At 62.3% G+C, this 24,806-nt stretch carries 22 protein-coding genes and 1 tRNA gene; 10 read left to right on the top strand and 13 right to left on the bottom strand.

From position 1 onward, the window contains the following. Positions 1-44: 44 nt before the first annotated feature. The 6 genes from prpD to BM382_RS24595 all read right to left on the bottom strand — a co-directional run bounded on the left by prpD (position 45) and on the right by BM382_RS24595 (position 8,669). On the bottom strand, positions 45-1,529 hold the full coding sequence (prpD, locus tag BM382_RS24620) for a 2-methylcitrate dehydratase (RefSeq protein ID WP_011060185.1): 1,485 nt from the start codon (positions 1,527-1,529) through the stop codon (positions 45-47). A gap of 177 nt (positions 1,530-1,706) precedes the next feature. Next, positions 1,707-2,897 carry a 2-methylaconitate cis-trans isomerase PrpF gene (prpF, locus tag BM382_RS24615; protein ID WP_011060184.1) on the bottom strand — a complete coding sequence of 397 codons (1,191 nt, stop codon included), beginning with the start codon at positions 2,895-2,897 and terminating at the stop codon, positions 1,707-1,709. A 61-nt stretch (positions 2,898-2,958) separates the two neighbouring features. After that, positions 2,959-5,553: a Fe/S-dependent 2-methylisocitrate dehydratase AcnD gene (gene acnD / locus BM382_RS24610; RefSeq protein ID WP_072444165.1), complete on the bottom strand. Its 2,595-nt coding sequence runs from the start codon at positions 5,551-5,553 to the stop codon at positions 2,959-2,961. Positions 5,554-5,754: 201 nt separating this feature from the next. Continuing rightward, positions 5,755-6,882: a bifunctional 2-methylcitrate synthase/citrate synthase gene (gene prpC, locus BM382_RS24605; RefSeq protein ID WP_011060182.1), complete on the bottom strand. Its 1,128-nt coding sequence runs from the start codon at positions 6,880-6,882 to the stop codon at positions 5,755-5,757. A 174-nt stretch (positions 6,883-7,056) separates the two neighbouring features. After that, a complete protein-coding gene (gene prpB / locus BM382_RS24600) occupies positions 7,057-7,950 on the bottom strand; it encodes a methylisocitrate lyase (protein WP_011060181.1) in 894 nt (297 codons plus the stop codon). Next, positions 7,947-8,669 (bottom strand): GntR family transcriptional regulator, encoded by a 723-nt coding sequence (locus BM382_RS24595; RefSeq protein ID WP_065363437.1) that lies wholly within the window; start codon positions 8,667-8,669, stop codon positions 7,947-7,949. The genes prpB and BM382_RS24595 overlap by 4 nt, the downstream gene beginning before the upstream one ends. Positions 8,670-8,936: 267 nt before the next feature. Here BM382_RS24595 and BM382_RS24590 point away from each other — a divergent pair, with 267 nt between their 5' ends. The 4 genes from BM382_RS24590 (at position 8,937) to pabB (ending at position 13,517) form a co-directional block, all read left to right on the top strand. Further along, on the top strand, positions 8,937-9,473 hold the full coding sequence (locus BM382_RS24590) for a retropepsin-like aspartic peptidase RloA (protein WP_011060179.1): 537 nt from the start codon (positions 8,937-8,939) through the stop codon (positions 9,471-9,473). Positions 9,474-9,478: 5 nt separating this feature from the next. Further along, entirely contained in the window at positions 9,479-11,011 is a 1,533-nt protein-coding gene (locus tag BM382_RS24585; RefSeq protein ID WP_011060178.1) for an osmotic stress tolerance membrane protein RloB, read from the top strand. Next, positions 11,011-11,997, top strand: coding sequence for an alpha-L-glutamate ligase-like protein (locus BM382_RS24580; protein WP_019093273.1), 987 nt, complete (start codon positions 11,011-11,013; stop codon positions 11,995-11,997). The genes BM382_RS24585 and BM382_RS24580 overlap by 1 nt, the downstream gene beginning before the upstream one ends. A 176-nt stretch (positions 11,998-12,173) precedes the next feature. Continuing rightward, positions 12,174-13,517, top strand: coding sequence for an aminodeoxychorismate synthase component I (gene pabB / locus BM382_RS24575; RefSeq protein WP_072444167.1), 1,344 nt, complete (start codon positions 12,174-12,176; stop codon positions 13,515-13,517). A gap of 128 nt (positions 13,518-13,645) precedes the next feature. Here pabB and thrH read toward each other — a convergent pair whose 3' ends face one another. Next, positions 13,646-14,263, bottom strand: coding sequence for a bifunctional phosphoserine phosphatase/homoserine phosphotransferase ThrH (gene thrH, locus BM382_RS24570; RefSeq protein ID WP_011060175.1), 618 nt, complete (start codon positions 14,261-14,263; stop codon positions 13,646-13,648). A gap of 175 nt (positions 14,264-14,438) precedes the next feature. Between thrH and BM382_RS24565 the strand changes: the two genes are divergently transcribed. The 3 genes from BM382_RS24565 to BM382_RS24555 all read left to right on the top strand — a co-directional run bounded on the left by BM382_RS24565 (position 14,439) and on the right by BM382_RS24555 (position 17,986). Further along, positions 14,439-15,173: a phosphoadenylyl-sulfate reductase gene (locus BM382_RS24565; RefSeq protein ID WP_011060174.1), complete on the top strand. Its 735-nt coding sequence runs from the start codon at positions 14,439-14,441 to the stop codon at positions 15,171-15,173. 488 nt (positions 15,174-15,661) lie between these two features. After that, positions 15,662-17,203, top strand: a complete 1,542-nt coding sequence (locus BM382_RS24560; protein ID WP_019093272.1) for an NCS1 family nucleobase:cation symporter-1 — start codon at positions 15,662-15,664, stop codon at positions 17,201-17,203. A 54-nt stretch (positions 17,204-17,257) separates the two neighbouring features. Further along, positions 17,258-17,986, top strand: coding sequence for an aspartate/glutamate racemase family protein (locus BM382_RS24555; protein ID WP_019093271.1), 729 nt, complete (start codon positions 17,258-17,260; stop codon positions 17,984-17,986). A 36-nt stretch (positions 17,987-18,022) separates the two neighbouring features. Here BM382_RS24555 and BM382_RS24550 read toward each other — a convergent pair whose 3' ends face one another. Beyond that, entirely contained in the window at positions 18,023-18,946 is a 924-nt protein-coding gene (locus BM382_RS24550; RefSeq protein WP_011060171.1) for a LysR family transcriptional regulator, read from the bottom strand. 123 nt (positions 18,947-19,069) lie between these two features. On the opposite strand from BM382_RS24550, the gene BM382_RS24545 reads away from it, so the two are divergent. Further along, positions 19,070-19,816, top strand: coding sequence for a 3-oxoacyl-ACP reductase family protein (locus BM382_RS24545; RefSeq protein ID WP_011060170.1), 747 nt, complete (start codon positions 19,070-19,072; stop codon positions 19,814-19,816). An 83-nt stretch (positions 19,817-19,899) separates the two neighbouring features. Here BM382_RS24545 and BM382_RS24540 read toward each other — a convergent pair whose 3' ends face one another. The 4 genes from BM382_RS24540 to BM382_RS24525 form a co-directional block, all read right to left on the bottom strand. Then, a complete protein-coding gene (locus BM382_RS24540) occupies positions 19,900-20,595 on the bottom strand; it encodes an HAD-IA family hydrolase (protein WP_011060169.1) in 696 nt (231 codons plus the stop codon). A gap of 152 nt (positions 20,596-20,747) precedes the next feature. Then, positions 20,748-20,927 carry a hypothetical protein gene (locus BM382_RS24535; RefSeq protein ID WP_019095883.1) on the bottom strand — a complete coding sequence of 60 codons (180 nt, stop codon included), beginning with the start codon at positions 20,925-20,927 and terminating at the stop codon, positions 20,748-20,750. Between the two features lie 90 nt (positions 20,928-21,017). Then, positions 21,018-21,383, bottom strand: coding sequence for a glycine zipper domain-containing protein (locus BM382_RS24530; protein WP_015634733.1), 366 nt, complete (start codon positions 21,381-21,383; stop codon positions 21,018-21,020). 399 nt (positions 21,384-21,782) lie between these two features. Next, entirely contained in the window at positions 21,783-22,223 is a 441-nt protein-coding gene (locus tag BM382_RS24525) for a hypothetical protein (protein WP_011060167.1), read from the bottom strand. Between the two features lie 920 nt (positions 22,224-23,143). On the opposite strand from BM382_RS24525, the gene BM382_RS24510 reads away from it, so the two are divergent. Beyond that, complete coding sequence (locus BM382_RS24510; RefSeq protein ID WP_019093267.1) at positions 23,144-23,413, top strand: hypothetical protein; 270 nt, start codon at positions 23,144-23,146, stop codon at positions 23,411-23,413. 183 nt (positions 23,414-23,596) lie between these two features. Here BM382_RS24510 and BM382_RS24505 read toward each other — a convergent pair. Continuing rightward, positions 23,597-23,686: transfer RNA gene (locus tag BM382_RS24505), tRNA-Ser, on the bottom strand. A gap of 318 nt (positions 23,687-24,004) precedes the next feature. On the opposite strand from BM382_RS24505, the gene BM382_RS24500 reads away from it, so the two are divergent. Next, positions 24,005-24,694 carry a crotonase/enoyl-CoA hydratase family protein gene (locus tag BM382_RS24500; RefSeq protein WP_011060161.1) on the top strand — a complete coding sequence of 230 codons (690 nt, stop codon included), beginning with the start codon at positions 24,005-24,007 and terminating at the stop codon, positions 24,692-24,694. The last annotated feature ends 112 nt before the right edge of the window (positions 24,695-24,806 follow it).

Raw genomic sequence — 24,806 nt, 5'->3', positions numbered from 1 at the left:
ATTGACGTTCATCGCGAGCAAGCTCGCCCCTACACGGGTGGGTTTCAGATCACCAGCAGGTCGACGAACCGGTGCACCGGCGTCGCCTCAAGCCGCGCCTGATCCTTGCACAGCTGGAAAATCTGCGTCGAACGCTGGGCCGTGAAACGCGTGGCCAGGTTGGCCTTGAACTTGTCTTCCAGCAGCGGGATGCCTTCGGCGCGGCGGCGCCGGTGGCCAATGGGGTATTCCACCGCGACCTGCTCGGTGCTGGAGCCGTCCTTGAAGAACACCTGGATCGCATTGGCAATGGAGCGCTTGTCGGCCTCCAGGTATTCACGGGTGTAGCGAGGCTCTTCGACGATGTGCATCTTCTCGCGCAACTGATCGATGATCGGATGCGCGGCATGGAAATCGTCCTCGTAATGCTCGGCCACCAGGGTGCCGAAGGCCAGGGGCACGGCGGTCATGTATTGCAGGCAGTGGTCGCGGTCGGCGGCATTGGCCAGCGGCCCGACCTTGGAAATGATGCGGATCGCCGACTCATGGGTGGTGATGACGATGCGGTCGATTTCGTGCAGGCGGTTGCGCACCAGAGGATGCAAGGTCACCGCCGCTTCGCAGGCCGTTTGCGCATGGAATTCTGCCGGGAAACTGATCTTGAACAGCACGTTTTCCATCACGTAGCTGGCGTATTTCTGCGTCAGGCTGAACTGCCGCTGGCCCTCGGGTTTGAGCGCCAGGTCCTTGTTGGTATGGCTGAACAGCACGTCATAGAAGCCCCACTGCGGCGCCGTCAGGACGCCGGGAATGCCCATCTCGCCACGCAGGGCGATATCCGCCAGGCGCACTCCACGGCTGGAGGCATCCCCCGCCGCCCAGGATTTGCGCGAACCGGCATTGGGTGCATGGCGATAGGTACGCAGCGCCTGGCCATCGACAAAGGCCTGGGACAGTGCCGCCAGCAACTGCTCGCGATTGGCCCCCATCAGCTTGGCGCACACTGCGGTGGAAGCCACTTTCACCAGCAGCACATGATCGAGGCCGACACGGTTGAAGGAGTTTTCCAGGGCAATCACGCCTTGAATCTCATGGGCCATGATCATGGCCTTGAGCACATCATTCATGGTCAGCGGTGCTTCGCCATTGGCCACGCGCTTTTGTGACAGGTGATCGGCCACCGCGAGAATTCCCCCGAGGTTGTCCGAGGGGTGGCCCCATTCGGCCGCGAGCCAGGTGTCGTTGTAGTCCAGCCAGCGCACGATGCAGCCGATGTCCCAGGCCGCCTTCACCGGGTCGAGGCGATAGCTGGTACCGGGCACCCGGGCACCGAAAGGCACCACGGTGCCTTCGACGATCGGCCCCAGGTGCTTGGTGCATTCGGGAAAACGCAGGGCCAGCAGGCCGCAGCCCAGGGTGTCCATGAGGCAATTGCGTGCGGTATCGAGGGCTTCTCGGGAGTCGATGGAATAATCCAGGACGTAATCGGCAATGTCCTGCAGGACCTGGTCGTAATCGGGACGGTTGTTCAGGTCAACGTTGCTGCTCATGAGCGCTTCACTCCAGTACAGGATGGTAGGTGGTGTCGATTCCTCAGTGACAGGTTCAGGTCAATAACGGCATCGCAGGTCTGCGCCTGCTCAGCGATTCAATCACAACCAGCGGCTGTGGCGAGGGAGCTTGCTCCCGCTGGACAGCAAGCCCCTCCACAGCAAGCGCTTCTCTTCCTAGAAACTGTCGCCGGGCACTCGCACCCAGCCTTCCATCAGCACCCGCGCGCTGCGGCTCATGATGGCCTTGACCACCGTCCAGTCACCGCCGCTCCGGGTGGCTTCGGCGCCGACGCGCAAGGTGCCCGAGGGATGACCGAAACGTACCGCGCTGCGCGCGCCACCACCGGCCGCCAGGTTGACCAGGGTCCCGGGAATCGCCGCGGCGGTACCTATGGCCACCGCCGCGGTGCCCATCATCGCGTGGTGCAGCTTGCCCATGGACATGGCCCGCACCAGCAGGTCGACGTCCCCGGCCTTGATCGCCTTGCCGCTGGAGGCCTGGTAGTCCGCAGGCGCGGCGACAAAGGCCACTTTCGGCGTGTGCTGGCGCTGGGCGGCTTCATCCAGGTGTTTGATCAGGCCCATGCGCAGGGCGCCATGGGCGCGGATGGTCTCGAACATCGCCAGGGCCTTGGGGTCGCCATTGATATCGCCCTGCAGCTCGGTACCGCGATAGCCGATGTCTGCCGCGTTGACGAAGATCGTCGGAATCCCGGCATTGATCAGGGTCGCCTTGAAGGTGCCGACACCGGGCACTTCCAGGTCGTCCACCAGGTTGCCGGTGGGAAACATCGAACCGCCCGCACCCTCTTCCTCGGCCGCAGGGTCAAGGAACTCCAGCTGCACTTCGGCCGCCGGGAAAGTCACGCCGTCCAGCTCGAAGTCGCCGGTTTCCTGGACCTCACCGTTGGTGATCGGCACGTGGGCGATGATGCTCTTGCCGATATTGGCCTGCCAGATGCGCACCACCGCCACGCCGTTCTGCGGAATGCGCGCCGGGTTCACCAGGCCGCTGCTGATGGCGAAGGAGCCCACTGCCGCCGAGAGGTTGCCGCAGTTGCCGCTCCAGTCGACAAAGGCCTTGTCGATGGCCACCTGGCCGAACAGGTAGTCGACGTCGTGGTCGGCCTTGATGCTCCTGGACAGGATCACCGTCTTGCTGGTGCTGGACGTGGCGCCGCCCATGCCGTCGATCTGCTTGTCATAGGGATCGGGGCTGCCGATCACCCGCAACAGCAGGGCGTCACGGGCTGCGCCCGGCAGTTGGGCCGCCTCGGGCAGGTCCTGCAGGTTGAAGAACACGCCCTTGCTGGTGCCGCCACGCATGTAGGTGGCGGGAATCTTGATCTGCGCTACGAATGCCATGAATTTCAGGTCCCGATAATGACCGGGGGCGGCGCCTTGCGGCCCGCCCCCGGTACGTTGCTTAGCTGGCTACTGCCGATTCCAGGAAGTCCTGGGCGAAGCGTTGCAGCACACCGCCCGCCTCGTAGATCGATACCTCTTCGGCGGTGTCGAGGCGGCAGGTCACCGGTACCTCGAGCCGCTCGCCGTTCTTGCGGTTGATCACCAGGGTCAGTTGCGCCCGAGGCGTGCGCGCGCCGATCACGTCGTAGGTTTCAGTGCCGTCGATACCCAGGGTCTTGCGGTCGGTGCCCGCGAGGAACTCCAGCGGCAGCACGCCCATGCCCACCAGGTTGGTACGGTGGATGCGCTCGAAGCCTTCGGCGACGATGGCTTCCACCCCCGCCAGGCGCACGCCCTTGGCTGCCCAGTCGCGGGACGAGCCCTGGCCGTAGTCGGCACCGGCAACGATGATCAGCGGCTGCTTGCGCTGCATGTAGGTTTCGATGGCTTCCCACATCCGCGTCACTTTGCCTTCCGGCTCGATTCGCGCCAGGGAGCCCTGCTTGACCTTGCCGTTTTCCTGGACCATTTCGTTGAACAGCTTCGGGTTGGCGAAGGTCGCGCGCTGAGCGGTCAAGTGGTCGCCACGGTGGGTCGCGTAGGAGTTGAAGTCCTCTTCCGGCAGGCCCATTTTCGCCAGGTACTCGCCGGCCGCGCTACCCGCCATGATGGCGTTGGACGGCGACAGGTGGTCGGTGGTGATATTGTCCGGCAACACCGCCAGCGGGCGCATCCCGGTCAGGCTGCGCTCACCGGCCAGGGCCCCTTCCCAGTACGGCGGACGACGGATATAGGTGCTCTGCGGGCGCCATTCATACAGCGGCTCGACTTTCGGGCCGGTGTCTTCGTGGATGGCGAACATCGGGATGTAGACCTTGCGGAACTGCTCCGGCTTGACCGCCGCCTTGACTACCGCGTCGATCTCTTCATCGCTCGGCCAGATGTCCTTGAGGCGGATTTCCCGACCGTTGGCGTCCAGGCCCAGCACGTCCTTTTCGATATCGAAACGGATGGTGCCGGCAATGGCGTAGGCCACCACCAGCGGCGGCGAAGCCAGGAACGCCTGCTTGGCGTAAGGGTGGATGCGCCCATCGAAGTTGCGGTTGCCCGAGAGCACGGCGGTGGCGTACAGGTCGCGGTCGATGATTTCCTTCTGGATCACCGGGTCCAGGGCGCCGGACATGCCGTTGCACGTCGTGCAGGCAAAAGCCACCACGCCAAAGCCCAGTTGCTCCAGCTCATGGCCCAGGCCGGCCTCTTCCAGGTACATGGCCACGGTTTTCGAACCCGGGGCCAGGGACGACTTGACCCATGGTTTGCGGGTCAGCCCCAGCTTGTTGGCGTTGCGCGCCAGCAGGCCGGCGGCGATCACGTTGCGCGGGTTGCTGGTGTTGGTGCAACTGGTGATGGCGGCGATGATCACCGCGCCGTCCGGAATCTGCCCCGGGGTTTCGGACCACTGCCCGGCGATGCCCTTGGCCGCCAGGTCGCTGGTGGCGACCCGGGCGTGCGGGTTGCTCGGCCCGGCCATGTTGCGTACCACCGACGACAGGTCGAACTGCAGGCCGCGCTCGTAGCGTGCGCTCTTCAGGCTGTCGGCCCACAGCCCAGTGTGCCTGGCGTAGCTCTCTACCAGGCGCACCTGTTCGTCTTCACGGCCGGTGAGCTTGAGGTAGTCGATGGTCTGCTGGTCGATGTAGAACATCGCCGCCGTGGCGCCGTATTCCGGGGCCATGTTGGAGATGGTGGCGCGGTCGCCCAGGGTCAGCGCCGCGGCACCTTCGCCAAAGAATTCCAGCCAGGCCCCCACCACTTTCTGCTTGCGCAGGAACTCGGTCAGCGCCAGCACCATGTCGGTGGCGGTGATGCCCGGCTGCAGCTTGCCGGTGAGCTCGACGCCGATGATGTCCGGCAGGCGCATCCACGAGGCGCGGCCGAGCATGACACTCTCGGCTTCCAGGCCGCCCACGCCGATGGCGATCACCCCCAGCGCATCCACGTGGGGGGTGTGGCTGTCGGTGCCGACGCAGGTATCAGGAAAGGCCAAACCGTCGAGCACCTGGATCACCGGGGACATTTTCTCCAGGTTGATCTGGTGCATGATGCCGTTGCCGGGCGGGATCACATCGACGTTCTTGAAGGCCTTCTTGGTCCAGTTGATGAAGTGGAACCGGTCTTCGTTGCGCCGGTCTTCGATGGCGCGGTTCTTGTCGAAGGCGTCCGGGTCGAAACCGCCGCACTCCACCGCCAGGGAGTGGTCGACGATCAACTGGGTCGGCACCACCGGGTTGACCAGCGCCGGGTCACCGCCCTGGTCGGCGATGGCGTCGCGCAGGCCGGCCAGGTCCACTAGTGCGGTCTGGCCAAGAATGTCGTGGCACACCACACGGGCCGGGAACCAGGGGAAGTCCAGGTCGTCGCGGCGTTCGATCAGTTGGCCGAGGGAAGCGTTGAGGGTTGCCGGATCACAGCGGCGCACCAGGTTTTCCGCCAGTACGCGGGAAGTGTAGGGCAGGCTGTCGTAGGCGCCTGGCTTAAGCGCATCGACCGCCGCCCGGGCGTCGAAATAGTCCAGTTGGCTGCCGGGCAGCGTCTTGCGAAATTCACTGTTCATGGTCAGGGCTCGGTCACGGTAGTTTCAAAGGGAGCGCCTGGCACCGTGTTGAATGGGCATCTATCCCCTGTAGGAGCGAGCTTGCTCGCGATGACTGAATCAGGTCCGACATCGCTGTCGGCTGGTCCATCGCTATCGCGAGCAAGCTCGCTCCTGCAGGTGCTGCGGTGCATTCAATCAACAGTACCGGCGCCCTCCCGGTCAGCGGCGCTCGATTGGCACGAACTTGCGCTGTTCAACGCCGATGTACTCGGCGCTTGGACGAATGATGCGGTTGTTGGCACGCTGCTCGAACACGTGGGCGGCCCAGCCGGTCAGGCGCGAGCAGACGAAGATCGGTGTGAACAGCTTGGTCGGGATGCCCATGAAGTGGTACGCCGAGGCGTGGTAGAAATCGGCATTGGGGAAGAGTTTCTTCTGCTCCCACATGGTCTTGTCGATGGCTTCGGACACCGGGAACAGCACCTTGTCACCGACTTCGTCAGCCAGCTTCTGCGACCAGCCCTTGATCACCTCGTTGCGCGGGTCGCTGTCTTTGTAGATCGCATGGCCAAAGCCCATGATCTTGTCCTTGCGCTCGAGCATCCGCAGCAACTCGGCAGTCGCCTCCTCGGGGCTCTGGAAGCGCTCGATCAGCTCCATGGCCGCTTCGTTGGCGCCGCCGTGCAGGGGGCCGCGTAGCGAACCGATGGCCGCGGTGACACAGGAATAGAGGTCCGACAGGGTCGAGGCACAGACCCGGGCGGTGAAGGTGGAGGCATTGAATTCGTGCTCGGCATAGAGGATCAGCGAGACGTTCATCACCTTGACGTGCAAGTCACTGGGCTTCTTGCCATGCAGCAGGTGCAGGAAGTGGCCACCGATGGTCTGCTCGTCGCTGACGCAATTGATGCGCACGCCTTCGTGGCTGAAGCGGTACCAGTAGCACATGATCGCCGGGAAGGCCGCCAGCAGGCGGTCGGTGACGTCGTGCTGCTGGGAGAAATCCTTCTCCGGCTCGATATTGCCCAGGAACGAGCAACCGGTACGCATCACATCCATCGGATGGGCCTGGGCCGGTATGCGCTCCAGCACTTCCTTCAGCGCCTGTGGCAGGTCGCGCAGCTTGCTCAGCTTGGCGCTGTAGGCGGCCAGTTGTTCCTGGGTCGGCAGGTCGCCGTACAGCAACAGGTAGGCGACTTCCTCGAACTGCGCATCGGCCGCCAGTTCGCGCACGTCATAGCCGCGGTAGGTCAACCCGGCACCGGCCTGGCCCACGGTGGACAGCGCGGTTTGCCCGGCCACCTGGCCGCGCAGACCTGCACCACTCAATACTTTTGCTTCGGCCATTGCTCTCTCCAATCTTGAATTTGTTAGGGACTTGGCAACTTCACGGGTCGGGGCTCCCCCGACAGTGCAGGAGCGAGCTTGCTCGCGATCCGGGCCCGCGCGCCCCAGCGAATCAGGGGCTGCGCGTTATCGCTGACGGCCATCGCGAGCTAGCTCGTTCCCACAGGGATTGATTCAGCCTTTCTTCTGCGCGAACAGCGCATCGAGCTTCTGCTCGAAGCTGTGGTAATCGATGCGCTCGTACAGTTCCATGCGGGTCTGCATGGTGTCGATCACATTTTGCTGGGTACCGTCGCGACGGATCGCGGTGTAGACGTTTTCTGCGGCCTTGTTCATGGCACGGAACGCCGACAGCGGGTACAGCACCAGGGAAACATCCACGGATTTCAACTGTTCGGTGGTGTACAGCGGGGTGGCGCCGAATTCGGTGATGTTGGCCAGGATCGGGGCTTTCACCCGATCGGCGAAGATCTTGTACATCTCGAGCTCGGTGATGGCTTCCGGGAACACCATGTCGGCGCCGGCCTCGATGCACGCCGCGGCGCGTTCCAGGGCCGACTCCAGGCCTTCCACCGCCAGGGCGTCGGTGCGCGCCATGATCACGAAGCTGTCGTCGGTACGAGCATCCACCGCGGCCTTGATGCGGTCGACCATTTCCTGCTGGGAAACGATCTCCTTGTTAGGGCGGTGACCGCAGCGCTTGGCGCCGACCTGGTCTTCGATATGGATCGCCGCGGCGCCGAACTTGATCATCGACTTGACGGTACGCGCCACGTTGAAGGCCGACGACCCGAAACCGGTGTCCACGTCCACCAGCAGCGGCAGGTCGCAGACGTCGGTGATACGACGCACATCAGTGAGGACGTCGTCCAGACCGGTAATGCCCAGGTCAGGCACGCCGAGGGAGCCGGCAGCGACCCCGCCGCCCGACAGGTAGATGGCCTTGAAACCGGCGCGCTTGGCCAGCAGGGCATGGTTGGCGTTGATCGCGCCGACCACTTGCAACGGCTGTTCGCTGGCGACCGCATCGCGGAAACGCTGGCCTGGAGTGCTCTTGTTGGAACTCATGACTCACCTCGTGGAGTGGCTGTCTGATGGGCGCTGTCCTGGTAGTGACGCGCGATATTGCGTTTCGAGGCGCCGATGTGGCGGCGCATCAACAACTCGGCCAGTTCGCCGTCGCGATCGGCAATGGCATCGAGAATCCGGTGGTGTTCGGCAAAGGCCTGGTGCGGGCGATTGGGGGTCGCGGAAAACTGGATGCGGTACATGCGCACCAATTGATACAGCTCGCCGCAGAGCATCTGCGTGAGGGTGCGGTTGCCGGCGCCCTGGATGATCCGGTAGTGGAAGTCGAAGTCCCCTTCCTGCTGGTAGTAGCCGACGCCGGCCTGGAACGCCGCATCGCGTTCGTGGGTATCGAGCACCCGGCGCAGTTCGTCGATTTCCTCGGTGGTCATGCGCTCGGCCGCCAAGCGACAGGCCATGCCTTCCAGGGACTCACGGATTTCGTAGAGTTCGATCAGCTCGGCATGGCTCAGGGACACCACCCGGGCGCCGACATGGGGCACCCGCACCAGCAGGCGCTGACCTTCCAGGCGGTGGATGGCCTCGCGCAGCGGGCCGCGACTGATGCCGTAGGTGCGCGCCAGTTCAGGCTCGGAGATCTTGCTGCCTGGGGCGATCTCGCCCTTGACGATGGCCGCCTGGATCCGCCGGAAGACGTTTTCGGACAGGGTTTCAGAATCGTCCTGTGCCTGCATCGGGTGTTCGAGTTGACCCAGCATATTGTCGACACCTTTAAAATCAATGAGGCAAAAATTAGCCAATACACCGAAAACAGTCAAAGGAAAAATAGAGATTGTCGACAATCGTCTAATAACCCTAAGCGCCAGGACAAGACAAAAGGCCCGCCCCCGGCGCTGGCGCCATAAAACCAGCATGCTAGAATGCCGCCCGCATTGGCCTGTCATCTTTTTATGGCACGCATACGAGGGAGCTTGCGCAGCAATGCCGGTCGCCTTGAACTGAAGAACCCATGCCCATCAGGATCTATGAGACTCAAGGCCCTTCCCCTACTGCTCTGCCTGCTTGCCCTGCCCGGCATCAGCGCCGCCGCCGGCAAGACTGTCTACGGCTTGAATGAATACGCTCGGCTGTCCGGCATCGACCTGGAGGTCGCGGCCAAGCTCGACACCGGGGCCAAGACCGCTTCCCTGAGTGCCCGCGACATCAAGCGCTTCAAGCGCAATGGCGAGTCCTGGGTGCGTTTCTACCTGGCGATCGACGCCGCCCATTCCCATCCCATCGAACGGCCTCTGGCCCGGGTCAGCAAGATCAAGCGCCGTGCCGGCGACTACGACCCCGATGAGGACAAGAACTACACCGCACGGCCGGTCATCGCCCTGGATGTCTGCATGGGCAGCGCCTTGCGCAGCATCGAAGTGAACTTGACCGACCGCAGCGCATTCCAATACCCGCTCCTGATCGGCTCCGAAGCCCTGAAACGCTTCGATGCGCTGGTCGACCCCAGTCTTAAATACGCTGCTGGCAAACCCGCCTGCGCCACCGACGCTCATACCGCAGAGTAATTCCAATGCGCTCTCTTACCCTTCATCTGAAAGTCCTGATCGCCATCCTGGTGGTGCTGGGCATTTCGATCACGGCCTATCAGATCTTCGTGCTCGGCATTCCGGTGACCGAAGACGCTACCGACGATCTGTGGAACATTGATGCCAAGGTCGAGTTCGTCGCCAACGGCAAGGACCCGATCAAGATCCAGATGTTCGTGCCGCCCCTGAGCCGCGATTACGTGAGCCTCAACGAGAGCTTCATTTCCAACAACTACGGGGTGGCGGTGAACCGCGTCGACGGCAACCGCAAGGTCACCTGGTCGGCGCGCCGGGCCAAGGGCAACCAGACCCTGTACTACCGCCTGGTGCTGACCAAGCGCTACAGCGCCGAGAAAGCCAAGGTCAAGGGCCCGACCTTCCGTGACAGCATGGCCGTGGAAGGCCCGGAAAAGATCGCCGCCGACGCCCTGCTGGCGCCGATCCGCCAGCATTCGGCGGACGTCGAGACCTTCATCAGCGAAGCCATCAAGCGGGTCAACAACGCCAATGACGACAACGCCAAGCTGCTGCTGGCCGGCGATCCGTCCAGCACCAACAAGGCGAAGATTGTCGAGCTGCTGCTGTCCATCGCCCACGTGCCGGTGGAAAAGGTCCACACCATCCGCCTGGTGGCCGACCAGCCGCAGACCCCGGAGCTCTGGCTGCGCAGCTTCAACGGCACCGACTGGCTGTACTTCAACCCGGAAACCGGTGAGCAGGGCATGCCCAGCGACCGCCTGCTGTGGTGGACCGGCGACGACAACCTGATCACCGTCGATGGCGGCAAGAAAGCCAACGTCACCTTCAGCCTCAACAACAGCGAAATGAACGCCATTCGCCTGGCCAAGCTGACCGACGAGAACACCGACGCCAACTTCCTCGAATACTCGCTGTACGGCCTGCCGCTGCAGACCCAGCAGACCTTCATGATCATGGTGATGATCCCCATCGGCGTGCTGGTGATCCTGGTGCTGCGCAACCTGATCGGCCTGCAGACCCTCGGCACCTTCACCCCGGTGCTGATCGCCCTGGCCTTCCGCGAGACCCAGTTGGGCTTCGGCATCGTGCTGTTCACGGTGATTACCGCGCTGGGCCTGTCCTTACGCTCCTACCTCGAACACTTGAAGCTGCAGATGCTGCCGCGGCTTTCGGTGGTGCTGACCTTTGTCGTGGTGCTGATCGCCGCCATCAGCCTGTTCAGCCACAAGCTGGGCCTGGAACGCGGCCTATCGGTGGCACTGTTCCCGATGGTGATCCTGACCATGACCATCGAACGCCTGTCCATTACCTGGGAAGAGCGCGGCGGCGGCCATGCGATGAAAGTCGCCATCGGCACCCTGTTCGCCGCCTCCCTGGCGCACCTGATCATGAGCGTGCCGGAACTCACCTACTTCGTCTTTACCTTCCCGGCGATGCTGCTGATCCTGGTGGGCTTCATGCTGGCGATGGGTCGCTACCGCGGCTACCGCCTGACGGAGCTGGTGCGTTTCAAAGCCTTCGTCAAGGCCGACTCCTGATGTTCGGCCTGTGGAAGACCTGGAAAGCCCTGGAAGCGCGGGGAATCATGGGTATCAACCGGCGTAATGCCGACTACGTGCTCAAGTACAACAAGCGCAGCCTGTACCCCATCGTCGATGACAAGATCATCACCAAGGAACGGGCGATCAAGGCCGGTATCCATGTGCCGGAACTGTACGGGGTGATCTCCACCGAGAAGGAAATCGACAAGCTCGGCGAGATCCTCAAAGGGCGCAACGACTTCGTGATCAAGCCGGCCCAGGGCGCCGGAGGTGACGGGATCATTGTGATCGCCGACCGCTTCGAGGGCCGCTATCGCACGGTGTCCGGCAAGATCATCAGCCACGAAGAGATCGAGCACCATATCTCCAGCATCCTCACCGGCCTGTACTCCCTGGGCGGCCACCGCGACCGGGCGCTGATCGAGTACCGGGTGACCCCGGACCAGATCTTCAAGAGCATCAGCTATGAAGGCGTGCCGGACATCCGCATCATCGTGCTCATGGGCTACCCGGTGATGGCCATGCTGCGCCTGCCGACCCGCCAGTCCGGGGGCAAGGCCAACCTGCACCAGGGCGCCATCGGCGTCGGGGTCGACCTGGCCACCGGCCTGACCCTGCGCGGTACCTGGCTGAACAACATCATTGCCAAGCACCCGGACACCACCAACGCGGTGGACGGCGTGCAACTGCCCTACTGGGACGGCTTCATGAAGCTGGCGGCCGGCTGCTACGAACTCTGCGGCCTGGGCTACATCGGCGTGGACATGGTGCTGGACCAGGACAAGGGCCCGCTGATTCTCGAACTCAACGCGCGGCCGGGGCTGAACATCCAGATCGCCAACGATTGCGGCCTGACCCAGCGCACCCACGCCATCGAAGCCCACCTTGAGGAGCTCAAGGCCCAGGGCATCGAGGAAAGCGTCGAGGAGCGGGTACGCTTCGCCCAGGAACTGTTTGGCCATATCCCTGCCGTGGAAGGCTGATAGCGCCTGCCGCAGGGTGCGAACGGAAGGTCCTGCGGACCTTTTCGCAGCCTGCGGCAGCAGCTACAGGTCGGTGAATACGCCACGAACCGGGCAAACACCGACATCCCCTCTAGGAGCAACTCCTGCAGAGGCATACAATCGCCAACCGCGCTCCGATGGCTGATTTGCCCCGCATGTTGACCTGTTCCGTACACCCGCTCCCCTACCGCACCAACCCCGCCGAGTATTTCGCGGCAATCGAGCACGCCCCCGGCGCCGTGCTGCTGGACAGCGGCCGGCCCAGCGCCGAGCGCGGGCGCTATGACCTGCTCAGCGCCTGGCCCCTGGCGCAGTTGACCGTGGCCGCCGCAGAAAGCGGCAGGGGCTTTCTCCAGCGCCTGCGGGACAACCTGGGGCAACTGGGCCCGGCGCAACTACCCGCGCCTTATGAACTGCCCTTCGCCGGCGGCCTGATCGGCTACCTCAGCTATGACTTCGGCCGCCATCTGGAGCGCCTGCCAAGCCAGGCCCGGGATGACCTGCAACTGCCCGATGCACGCTTTGGCCTGTATGCCTGGGCGCTGATCAACGACCACCAGGCAGGCACCAGCCAGCTGGTGTTCCACCCCAGCCTGGATGCCACCGAGCGCCAGCGCCTGATTCAACTGTTCAGCCAGCCGCTGCCCGCGTCGCAGCCGGCATTCAAGCTGACCGGCGCCATGCTGGCTGATCTGAGCGCCGAGGACTACCGCCAGGCGTTCCAGCGCATCCAGCACTACATTCAGGCCGGCGACTGCTACCAGGTGAACTTCGCCCAGCGCTTCCGCGGCCAGTACCAGGGGGATCCCTGGGCGGCCTATTGCGCCCTGCGCGCCGCCTGCCCGACCCCGTTCTCGGGTTTCCAGCGGCTGCCGCAAGGCGGTGCGGTGCTGAGCCTGTCGCCGGAGCGCTTCGTCCACGTCAGCCAGGGCCGGGTGGAAACCCGCCCGATCAAAGGCACACGCCCCCGCGGCCGGGATGCCGCGCAAGACGCGGCCAATGCCGCCGAGCTGCTGGCCAGCCCCAAGGACCGGGCGGAAAACCTGATGATCGTCGACCTGCTGCGCAACGACCTGGGGCGCACCTGCCGCATAGGCTCGGTACGGGTACCGGAGCTGTTCAGCCTGGAAAGCTACCCCAACGTGCACCACCTGGTGAGCAGCGTCACTGGCGAGCTGGCGGATGGCAAGGACGCCCTGGACCTGATCGCCGGCAGCTTTCCCGGCGGCTCGATCACCGGAGCACCGAAGATCCGCTCGATGCAGATCATCGATGAGCTGGAACCCACGCGGCGTGCGCTGTACTGCGGTTCGCTGCTGTACCTGGACGTGCGCGGAGAAATGGACAGTTCGATCGCCATCCGCAGCCTGCTGGCCAAGGATGGGCAGATCTGTTGCTGGGGCGGCGGCGGAATAGTCGCGGATTCCGACTGGCAGGAGGAATACCAGGAATCCATCACCAAGGTGCGGGTGTTGCTGGAAACGCTGCAGGGGCTTTAGGGCCCCTTCGCCGGCAAGCCGGCTCCTACAAGAGCGCGTCGTTCTCCCACCCGTAGGAGCTGGCTTGCCAGCGAAGGCGTCGGCAGGATTTGTGAAAAATCCAAGGGGCTCTTCGCCGGCGAACCGGTTTACAGGCTCAGGGGACGATTGGAAGCCTTGATGAACTCCTGCTTCAGCTCGGCAAAGCTGTGCACCGCCGGGAACTGCGGGAACTCGCGGATCACGTTGTCCGGGGCGTGGAACAGGATGCCGGCATCCGCCTCACCGAGCATCGTCGTGTCGTTGTAGGAATCCCCCGCCGCAATCACCCGGTAGTACAGGCTCTTGAAGGCCAGCACCGACTGGCGCTTGGGGTCTTTCTGGCGCAACTGATAGCCGGTCACCCGGCCGCCGTCATCGGTGATCAGGCGGTGGCAAAGCAGGGTCGGAAAGCCCAGCTGGCGCATCAGGGGCTGGGAAAATTCATAGAAGGTGTCGGAAAGGATCACCACCTGGAAGCGCTCGCGCAGCCAGTTGACGAATTCCACCGCGCCGTCCAGTGGCTTGAGGGTGGCGATCACTTCCTGGATATCCGAAAGCTTCAGGCCGTGTTCGTCGAGAATCCGCAGGCGCTGTTTCATCAGCACGTCGTAGTCGGGAATATCCCGGGTAGTTGCCTTGAGGGATTCAATCCCGGTTTTTTCGGCAAAGGCGATCCAGATTTCCGGGACCAGTACACCTTCCAGATCGAGACAGGCAATTTCCACAAGACACTCCCATTGGTTCTGATTATTTAAATTGAGCGAGCAAAAGGACTGCCGAACTCTAGCGATTCGCCTGCACAGGCGCAACGCAGAGGAGCGCGCCAGGGCGGTGTGGATTTTGTTAAGATCGCCCCCCTATAGAGCGCACAGCGCCACCGACCTGTAGGAAACCGCCCTGATGACCCCATCGTTCGACGTCGCTGAACTCGCCGCGACCTATGCCAACAAGTCTGCCCAGGACATTCTCAAACTGGCCTTTGCCCAGTTCGGCGATGACCTGTGGATTTCCTTCAGCGGTGCCGAGGATGTGGTGCTGGTGGACATGGCCTGGAAGCTGAACAAGAACGTCAAGGTGTTCAGCCTGGATACCGGCCGCCTGCACCCGGAAACCTACCGTTTCATCGATCAGGTGCGTGAGCACTACAAGATCCAGATCGAGCTGATCTCGCCGGACCACAGCAAGCTCGAACCCTTCGTCAAGGAAAAGGGCCTGTTCAGCTTCTATAAGGACGGCCATGGCGAGTGCTGCGGTATCCGCAAGATCGAACCGCTGCGGCGCAAGCTGTCCACCGTCAGCGCCTGGGCCACCGGCCAGCGCCGTGATCAGAGCCCGGGTACCCGCAGCCAGGTGGCAGTGCTGGAAGTCGACACAGCCTTCTCCACGCCGGAGCGCACCCTGTACAAGTTCAACCCACTGGCACAAATGAGCAGCGAGGAGATCTGGGGTTACATCCGCATGCTCGAACTGCCCTACAACAGCCTGCATGAACGCGGCTTCATCAGCATCGGCTGCGAGCCCTGCACCCGCCCGGTACTGCCCAACCAGCACGAGCGCGAAGGCCGCTGGTGGTGGGAGGAAGCCACCCAGAAAGAATGCGGCTTGCACGCCGGCAACATCATCAGCAAAGCCTGACCCCCTTCCCTGCGGGCGCGCCTGAAGGACGCCCGCACTGAAAGCCAACCCGCAGCAAAACCTGTACACAAGAATGTCACCGTCGGTGCCATTTTTGTGTGCACTTCAAAGATTCCCCGCCCCAAAAGGTTACAAGCCTTTCCTGCGCCGATATCCATTGGGCGCCAAGCCGTGCCTGGCGAAAAATAAATACCTGTTCAAACGGTCAATTTTTAATCTCGTCTTTTCAGAAGGTTAGGAATAACCCATAACAAAACGAAATCAGCAGCCAATTTCATAGTCGTGAAATTGGCACAGAAGTGGCTTTAGTGGATGTATGTTTTGTATACAAAAAAACCAAAACATACATACACTAACCGTCCGCACGCCTGACCCACGACTCAAGCTGCAGATGCCCCGAACCCAGTGATTCCTCCCCTGTGACGAAGATTGTCGAGCCCCCTCGCTCAAGCACAGTCATCCAGGGCCGGAGTCAGGAGCATGCCGGAATGCGTACCAGCCCTTCCAACAACATCGCACTGGATCTGCCCTCCTCGCTGCATTCGCACAACGTCCAACAACCGGTCGCCGATGCGGCCCCCATCGCGCTCAGCCCACGCCTGCACAACCGCGACCTGGCACCGACCAAGGTCGAAGGTCGGCGCTGGGGTGGCTACAGCATCTTCGCCTTGTGGACCAACGATGTGCACAACATCGCCAACTACTCCTTCGCCATCGGCCTCTACGCCCTGGGCCTGGGCGGCTGGCAGATCCTGCTGTCCCTGGGGATAGGCGCGGCGCTGGTGTATTTCTTCATGAACCTGTCCGGCTACATGGGGCAGAAGACCGGGGTGCCGTTCCCGGTGATCAGCCGCATCAGCTTCGGCATCCATGGCGCGCAGATTCCGGCACTCATCCGGGCGGTGATCGCCATCGCCTGGTTCGGCATCCAGACCTACCTGGCCTCGGTGGTGTTTCGCGTGCTGCTCACGGCCATCCATCCGGGCTTCGCCGATTACGACCACAACTCGATCCTCGGCCTCTCGACCCTGGGCTGGGCCTGCTTCCTGGTGATCTGGCTGGTGCAACTGGCAATCCTCGCCTATGGCATGGAAATGATCCGGCGCTACGAAGCCTTCGCCGGGCCGATCATCCTGCTGACCGTGGCCTGCCTGGCCGCCTGGATGTACACCCAGGCCGACGGGCAGATCGCCTGGTCGATCCGCGAACCTCTGACCGGCAGCGAAATGTGGCGGCAGATCTTCGCCGGCGGCGCCCTGTGGCTGGCAATCTACGGCACCCTGATCCTCAACTTCTGCGACTTTGCCCGCTCCTCGCCGTGCCGCAAGACCATCAAGGTCGGCAACTTCTGGGGCCTGCCGGTGAACATCCTGGTGTTTGCCACCATCACCGTGCTGCTGTGCGGCGCGCAGTTCCAGATCAATGGCCGGGTCATCGAAAGCCCCACGGAGATCATCGCCTCGATCCCCAACACACTGTTCCTGGTCCTGGGCTGCCTGGCCTTTCTGATCGTGACCGTGGCGGTGAACATCATGGCCAACTTCGTCGCCCCGGCCTTCGTCCTCAGCAACCTGGCGCCCAAGTACCTGACCTTCCGCCGCGCCGGGCTGATCAGCGCGGCGCTGGCGGTGCTGATCCTGCCGTGGAACCTGTACAACAGCCCGCTGGTGATCGTGTATTTCCTCTCCGGCCTGGGCGCCCTGCTCGGCCCGCTGTACGGGGTGATCATGGTGGACTACTGGATCCTGCGCAAAGCCCAGGTCAACGTGCCGCAGCTCTATAGCGAAGACCCGCAAGGCGCCTATTTCTACAGCCGCGGGGTCAACCTGCGGGCAGTGGCGGCCTTTATTCCCGCGGCGCTGATCGCCATCGTGCTGGCCCTGGTGCCGGGTTTTGCCAGCGTCTCGCCATTCTCCTGGCTGATCGGCGCCGGCATCGCCGGGATGCTCTACCTGATCATCGCCAAGCGCCAGCCCGGCTACGCGGACGTCAGCGGCGAAAGCATCGCCGTGGACAACGTCAGCCATTGAACCTGCCCGGCCCGGCGCGCCGGGCCTGAACTGCCCAACCTGCAAGGAACCCTCATGCGAATTCTCGTGGTCAACGTCAACACCACCGACTCCATCACCCAGGCCATCGCCCACCAGGCACAAAGCGTGGCAGCGCCGGGCACCGAGATCATCGGCCTGACTCCCTACTTCGGCGCCGAATCGGTGGAAGGCAACTTCGAAAGCTACCTGGCGGCCATCGCCGTAATGGACCGGGTGCTGGCCTACGACCAGCCCTATGACGCGGTGATCCAGGCCGGCTACGGCGAGCACGGCCGCGAAGGCTTGCAGGAACTGCTGAACGTGCCAGTGGTGGACATCACCGACGCCGCCGCCAGCACTGCCATGTTCCTTGGCCACGCCTACTCGGTGGTCACCACCCTGGACCGCACCGTGCCGCTGATCGAAGACCGGCTCAAGCTCTCCGGCCTTTATGACCGCTGCGCCTCGGTGCGGGCCAGCGGCCTGGCGGTACTGGAGCTGGAGGAAGACCCGCTGCGCGCCGTGGAAGCCATCGTGCGCCAGGCCGAACGGGCGGTGACCGAGGACAAGGCCGAAGTCATCTGCCTGGGCTGCGGGGGCATGGCCGGCCTGGATGAACAGATTCGCCAGCGCACCGGGGTGCCGGTGGTGGACGGAGTAACGGCAGCAGTGACCATTGCCGAGTCCCTGGTGCGTCTGGGGCTATCCACCTCCAAGGTACGCACCTATGCCACGCCCCGGCCCAAGCGAGTGCTGGGCTGGCCCTTGCGGGCGGGGCGCTGAGGCCGGCGGTACATAGAGTCGTCGCCAGGCCGGCTCCTACAAGGCGCTGAAGGCCTGAGCCAGGCCTTGCTCGGCGAACTGCTCAATGACGAAGTCGACGAAGGCCCGCGTCTTGCCCGGGAGCATCTTGTGCTCGGCGTAGTAGATCGAGGTAAAGCCATCGTCCACGTACCAGTCCGGCAACACCCGCTGCAAGGCCCCGGAACGCAGGTAATTGACGGCAAACGGCATGCTCACCAAGGCCAGGCCCAGCCCTTGGGCCGCGGCGATGCAGGCGGCTTCGGAATCGCTCATGGTCATGCTGGCCTTGAGCTCCAGCGGGCACATCAGCCCTCCCCGACCGGTCATCTGCCAGGTGCGGATGCGCCCGGTCTGGGGGGAGCGGATAAGAATCCCCCGGCAATGCCGCAGGTCTTCGGGCCCGTTGATCGGTGCCCGCCCCCGCAGGTAATCGGCGCTTGCCACCAGCACCCGGTGAGCCGGCGACAGCCGCCGGGCGACCACTCCCTGGGGCAATTCGAAACCGCCGCCAATGGCCGCATCAAAACCTTGGCCGATCAGGTCCACCTGGCGGTTGTCGAAATGCCAGTCGGGATGAATATCCGGGTAGCGGCGCAAAAAGGCGCCGAGCATCGGCACTATGTACAGCCCGCCAAACACCGTGCCCATGCTGACCTTGAGCGTCCCCGCCGGGCGCCCCTGGGCATCGGCCAGGGTGCTGACCGCGTTCTGGATGGTCTGCAGGCTGTCGGCGACTTCCGCGAGAAACAGGCGGCCGGCCTCGGTCAGGGTCAAGCGCCGGGTGCTGCGCTGGAACAGGCGCACACCAACCCGGGTTTCCAGCTTGGCCACGCTCTTGCCCACCGCCGCCGGGGTCAGGCCGAGCCGCCGCGCCGCCTCGGCAAAGCTGCCGACTTCAGCGCTGCGGACAAAACATTCGATACTGCTAAAGGCTTCCATAGAGGCCACTCTAAACTTCTGGTTTACACAGAGTATAGAAATTACCGGCTACACAGAGGCTAATCAGCGGCAGATACTCGCTCCAAACACAAGGCACCCGGCCTTGAATCTCTGGAGAAGCACATGAGCACATATGACCTCAGCGGCAAAGTAGCCTTGATCCAAGGCGGTTCCCGCGGCATTGGCGCAGCCATTGTCGAGCGCTTGGCGGCAGAAGGCGCCAGCGTCGCCTTTACCTACGTCAGTTCGGCGAGCAAGGCCCAGGCCCTGCAGGACAGCATCATCGCCAAGGGTGGCAAGGCCCTGGCGATCCACGCCGACAGTGCCGACGCCGAGGCCATCCGCCGCGCAGTGAACGACAGCGTCAAGGCCTTTGGCCGACTCGATATCCTGGTCAACAACGCCGGGGTGCTGGCCATTGCGCCATTGGACGAGTTCAAGCTGGAGGACTTCGACCGGACCCTGGCCATCAACGTGCGCAGCGTATTCATCGCCACCCAGGAAGCCGCACGACACATGGGCGAAGGTGGCCGCATCATCAACATCGGCAGCACCAACGCCGACCGCATGCCATTCGCCGGTGGCGGCCCCTACGCCATGAGCAAGGCCGCACTGGTGGGCCTGACCAAGGGCCTGGCCCGGGACCTTGGCCCGCGGGGCATCACCATCAACAACGTCCAGCCCGGCCCGGTGGACACCGACATGAACCCGGCGGACAGTGACTTCGCCGCGAGCCTGATGGACCTGATGGCTATCCGTCGCTATGGCCATGCCGAAGAAGTCGCCGGTTTCGTCGCCTACCTGGCCAGCGCCGAAGCGGGCTATATCACCGGCGCCAGCCTGACCATCGACGGTGGCTTCGGCGCCTGATACCCCACAAAAAAACGGGCCGCCGGTGACCGGCGGCCCGTTTTTCAGTGCCTTTAAAACAGCGGTTTGCTACCGCTCAGCCATCAGTCCCAGTGCAGGTGGGGCAAGCCGCAGGCAGCCGGCTGAAAGCCTTTGAGGGAACGGATGATCCCGTGGGCATGGGCAAACTTGCTATCGGCCATGGCCGGATCGGGCACTGCGATCACGCTCATGCCAGCGGCCCTGGCCGCGGTCACGCCAAACGGCGAATCCTCGAACACCAGACACTCGGCCGGGGCCACCCCCAGGCGACGGGCAGCCGTGAGGAAGATATCCGGCGCCGGCTTGGCCGCCGTCACTTCCGGATCGTCGGCGGTGACGATGGTGTCGAACAGCGCGAACCAGTCGCCATGGCGAGTGGTTTTCTCGCCGAACGACATCTGCGACGAACTGGTGCCCACGGCAATGGGGATCCGGTGTTCCTTCAAGTGCCGCACCAGCTCTTGGGCCCCGGGCATGGCCTGGGCGCGGGGAAAGCGCTCACGCATCAACGGTTCGCGCATCACCAGGAACTCTTCGGCGCTGATGGGCAGGTCCAGGGCCTGGACCACATAGCGCGCCAGGTCGCCGGCTCCCCGGCCGATGATGTTCTGCTTGATGGTCCAATCGTAGGTGCGGCCATAACGCTCGGCGATCAACTGGGTGATCTCGGTGTAGATGCCCTCGGTGTCCAGGAGCAAGCCGTCCATGTCGAAAATGACGGCCTTGATCGGCCCCAAATCATTCAACTGTGCATTCATCGCATCTGATCCGTTAGCAAAAGTACATTCCAGGGAGCGGCTCAGGTACGGCCAGTTCTTCTTGGCAATTCATCAATTAAAGGATTCAGCAGCATAGCGGCGGGCTTGGGTCGGGAGCAACCGAGGGGGCTGGACGGCGGTTGCTGCGGATCTTAGTCGGCTGCACCAGGCGGGCTCTTGTCGCCTTCCGGCGCCTCTTGCAGAGGTACGCGTGCATCGTCCTGCAATGAACCGGGGTCTTCATTCCCGGGGTCGTTGATCACCTCCGGCTCGTCGGAAGCGGGCTGTGCCTGGCCTGGCGTCTCGCGGGGCATGATCGTCTCCTTGAACATCGGGACTCAGAGCCTTGAGTATGGCGAAGCCTGGGGCAAGCCACACAAAAAACCCGGCGCAGGGCCGGGTTTTCTTCAGGCAAGGCAGAATCAGTGACGCTTCTTGTGACCCATGCTGCTACCCAGGGCGCCACCGGCCGCGCCGCCGATACCGGCACCGACGGTCGAGCCGGTGCTACCGCCCAGGCGATTACCGATCAGCGAGCCACCGGCCGAACCCAGGCCACCACCGATGGCCGCCTTGGCCCGGCTGCCTTTGCGCGCCCCGGCCGCACTGCCTGCCGCACCGGCGACACCCGCGCCGATTGCCGCACCGGTACTGCCACCGAGCTTCTGCCCGACCACATTGCCCAACGCGCCGCCAAGCCCGCCACCAATGGCCGCAGTGCCATCGCCGGCCATAGCGCCTTGAGCCAGCAGAAGTCCCACAACCAGGGCAGGTAGAGTTAAACGCATGACTTGAACCTCAAAGAAAGACTGTCGGACTGACAAGAAAGCCCAGTGCCACGCTGGCCAATTCGAGCTATCGCGGCCGCACCCGGGTTGCTCCCAGGTGCCTTGGACAGCTGATTTTAAAAGAGTTTTATCCCCGCGCAAAAAAAAGCCCGCTGGGGAACGGGCTAGGGATGCTGCTTTTAACGGATGGTTCGAGCCTACTCAGGCAGATGTGAAGATTATGTGAAAAGAGCCTGTCAGTAGGAGCAACACCAACAGACCTTGAGCTTCACCCATCCCGAGGCATCTTCAGCTCACCTTACCGAAAATGTTCAGACCGGGCCGCTGGCAGGCAACGCCTTGGAACGTTACCAGGGCAACGCCCCGATCCCCGCCACAGAGGCTCGAACGCAGTTGCACTCAACGAATGCTGCGGATGCTGCCTTTATTGCCTTTGACCGTGACCGAGACTTTCTTGAAGACGAAGTAGTTTTCTTCACTCACTTCATAACGCGGAGCAACGATCAGGTCAGCGCCCGAAGATTTGACTGCCTTGAAAGCCGCGGCGGACTTGACCGCACTAACCGGATCAAAGCCCAGGCCGCCCAGTGCACCACTGCCGTCACCACCGTAAGCCACACCGTCGGCAAACTGGCTATCGCCACCGAACTTCAGGAAACCAAACAGGATGTTGACCGACGACTGACCGGAAATCGCTTCGCCCACTACTACATCCGCCTTCAGGTCAGCCTTGACCTGACTGTCGATTGGCGAAGATGGCTGGCTGGTGTTGTAGCTGGTGCAACCTGCAGCGGTGGCAACAAGAGTGGACAGTGCGAGGAGTTTGAAAATGGCTTTCACGTTTATTTCCTTATCACGCTACATATAAAAAGCATCATCGCTGGATGCGCAGCCCCGTTTGAGTCGGGATAAGGAACATATCGTTACTTATAACAAATTGAGATAAGAAAATTCCGAAACACACAGAAAACATCTTAATAAATAGCCCAAAAAGCTCCCTAGCGAACAATGGGTCCTCGCCAACCTTTCCCCTGAAAAACCTCCAGGCAATAAAAAGCCCCGCATAAAGCGAGGCTGTCTGCACCCTGCGTTACCTTCTCTTCGGCAACGCCCTGGGGAAAAACATCTTGTTGCTGGCTACAGGCACCGCCGCCTTTCTCTTGCTGACAACTGTGCCAGAAGATTCAACCTCTGCTTCGAATGCAGCCTGACCGCAACGCACCAAGTTGTTGATTGGGAACTCATCCCCGTTGTCTTCAATATAAGCAAGACTCCTCATACCCAGCTCCCTCCAACAACCGACCAGTACCGGCAAGCTCCTGATTGCCTGGAAAATACTGCTCGTCACGGCAGTTCAGACTAGACAGTCATTTGCCGACCCGCCGTTCAAAACAGACAGGCGCCGACGAGTGGCTGCACGCCATAGGCGACGATGGATCGCTCCACCTCCCGAACGCACGTAACAGCTGAAAATGGGCCGGTTGTCGTCGGGTTACTACAGCTGGCATTAAAGCTTTAAAGACCAGCCCGGAAGCATGTGCTCAAGCTCTTCATTACTTCACCAGCCGCCACCATCTGAAAAAAAACCCAGTTTTTTATATCTTTGTCAATAGTGCCGTTGAGCGACTGTGCGGGAAATAACGCGGTGCTAGGCTTTCCTGGCGTCACACCATGCGCGCGCCCGATCTGTTCAGGCTATTGATAAAGGCAGGTCAGGCTCAGGTATAAGCCGCTTGTCAGATGACTGAAAGGATTCGAACATGAAAAAGTCCATAACTGCTCTGGCCGTATCCGCGACGATCGCTTTCACCGCAACTGTCGCGAACGCTTCCGTACATCCAACCCCGATCAAGGCTCCGCAGACCGTCAATCAGGTGACAGCTTCTACTGACACCCCTTTCGGAACCCAAAAAGCAGCGGGCGAAATCCAGATGGCCAGCCTGGCCAGAAGCTGCTCCGATAGCCGATATTCCTGGTGGGAATACAGCGGTTGGGAAATCGTCGGCTGCCTCATAAGCGGCCAGTGGTAACTCTTCAGGCGTAGCTGGTGCGTGGCTTGCCGAATGAGCGCGCACCAGAGCCTGCTACAGGCTGCCCCGGGGTCAACCCAACACAACTCCCCCTACCCGCTCCATCGGGCCATTTTTCAGACGCCAAAAACCACAAACCCCCGACTTTCTTTAGGAAAGTCAGGGGTTTGTGTTTGTAGAATGTGGCGGTGAAGGAGAGATTCGAACTCTCGATACAGTTTCCTGTATACACACTTTCCAGGCGTGCTCCTTAAGCCACTCGGACACTTCACCGTATCTCTTCAAACCGATTCAGTCTGTCGAGGCGCGCTAATGTAGTCGATCGCTTTTCAGATGGCAAACTTTTTTTTCAGAATTTTCATGCGCTTAAGCTCGATCCCCGGCCAAGGGCAATGCAGCCCCCCATGCAATAAGGCAAACCGGCCATTCTTCAGCCTTGCCCACAACCCTATAGAAGAAACCATGCGTTACCCGCTGTGTGATGCAGGGCCCTTGGCGACCTCGGGGCTGACTCACCAGTCAGTCATGGCGCTTTACCGCAGCTACCGTGGTGGGTAACTTCTGCAGCACTTCAATACAAGGAATTGCGTCATGAGTGAGTTGATTTCCTACCATCTCGAAGACGGTATCGCGACCCTGACCTTGAGCAATGGCAAGGTCAATGCCATCTCCCCGGACGTGATTGCCGCCTTTAATGCGGCGCTGGATCAGGCTACCGCCGATCGCGCGGTGGTGATCATCACCGGCCAGCCGGGGATTCTCTCTGGCGGCTACGACCTCAAGGTCATGACAGCCGGCCCCAAGGAGGCCGTGGCTCTGGTAACCCTGGGTTCGACCCTGGCCCGCCGCCTGCTTTCCCACCCCTACCCGGTGATCGTCGCTTGCCCGGGGCACGCGGTGGCCAAGGGCGCGTTCCTGCTGCTGTCGGCGGACTATCGCATCGGTGTCGAAGGCCCCTTCAGCATCGGCCTCAATGAAGTGCAGATCGGCATGACCATGCACCACGCGGGTATCGAGCTGGCCCGTGACCGCCTGCGTCGCTCGGCTTTGCATCGTTCGGTAATCAATGGCGAGATGTTCGACCCGCAAAGCGCGGTAGATGCCGGCTTCCTCGACAAGGTGGTAGCGCCCGATGAACTGCAAGGCGCCGCCCTGGCCGCTGCACGCCAGTTGAAGAAGATCAACATGGTGGCGCACAAGAACACCAAGCTGAAGGTGCGCAAGGCACTGCTGGATGCCCTGGACAACGCGATCATCCAAGACCAGGAGCACCTGGGCTGAAACCCGCGGATTTGCTACCTGAACCAGCCCGGCCTTCGCGCCGGGCTTTTTACTGCATGCCTTGCCAACAAGCCGCGACCGCTCTAGATCACCATCGCCAGCCATTGCTGGA

This window comes from Pseudomonas sp. NFPP25 (assembly GCF_900116505.1).
GTDB classification, from domain to species: Bacteria; Pseudomonadota; Gammaproteobacteria; order Pseudomonadales; family Pseudomonadaceae; genus Aquipseudomonas; species Aquipseudomonas protegens.
The sequence above is the reverse complement of the archived record's forward strand: the minus strand, read 5'-3'. Positions and strand labels throughout refer to the sequence as shown.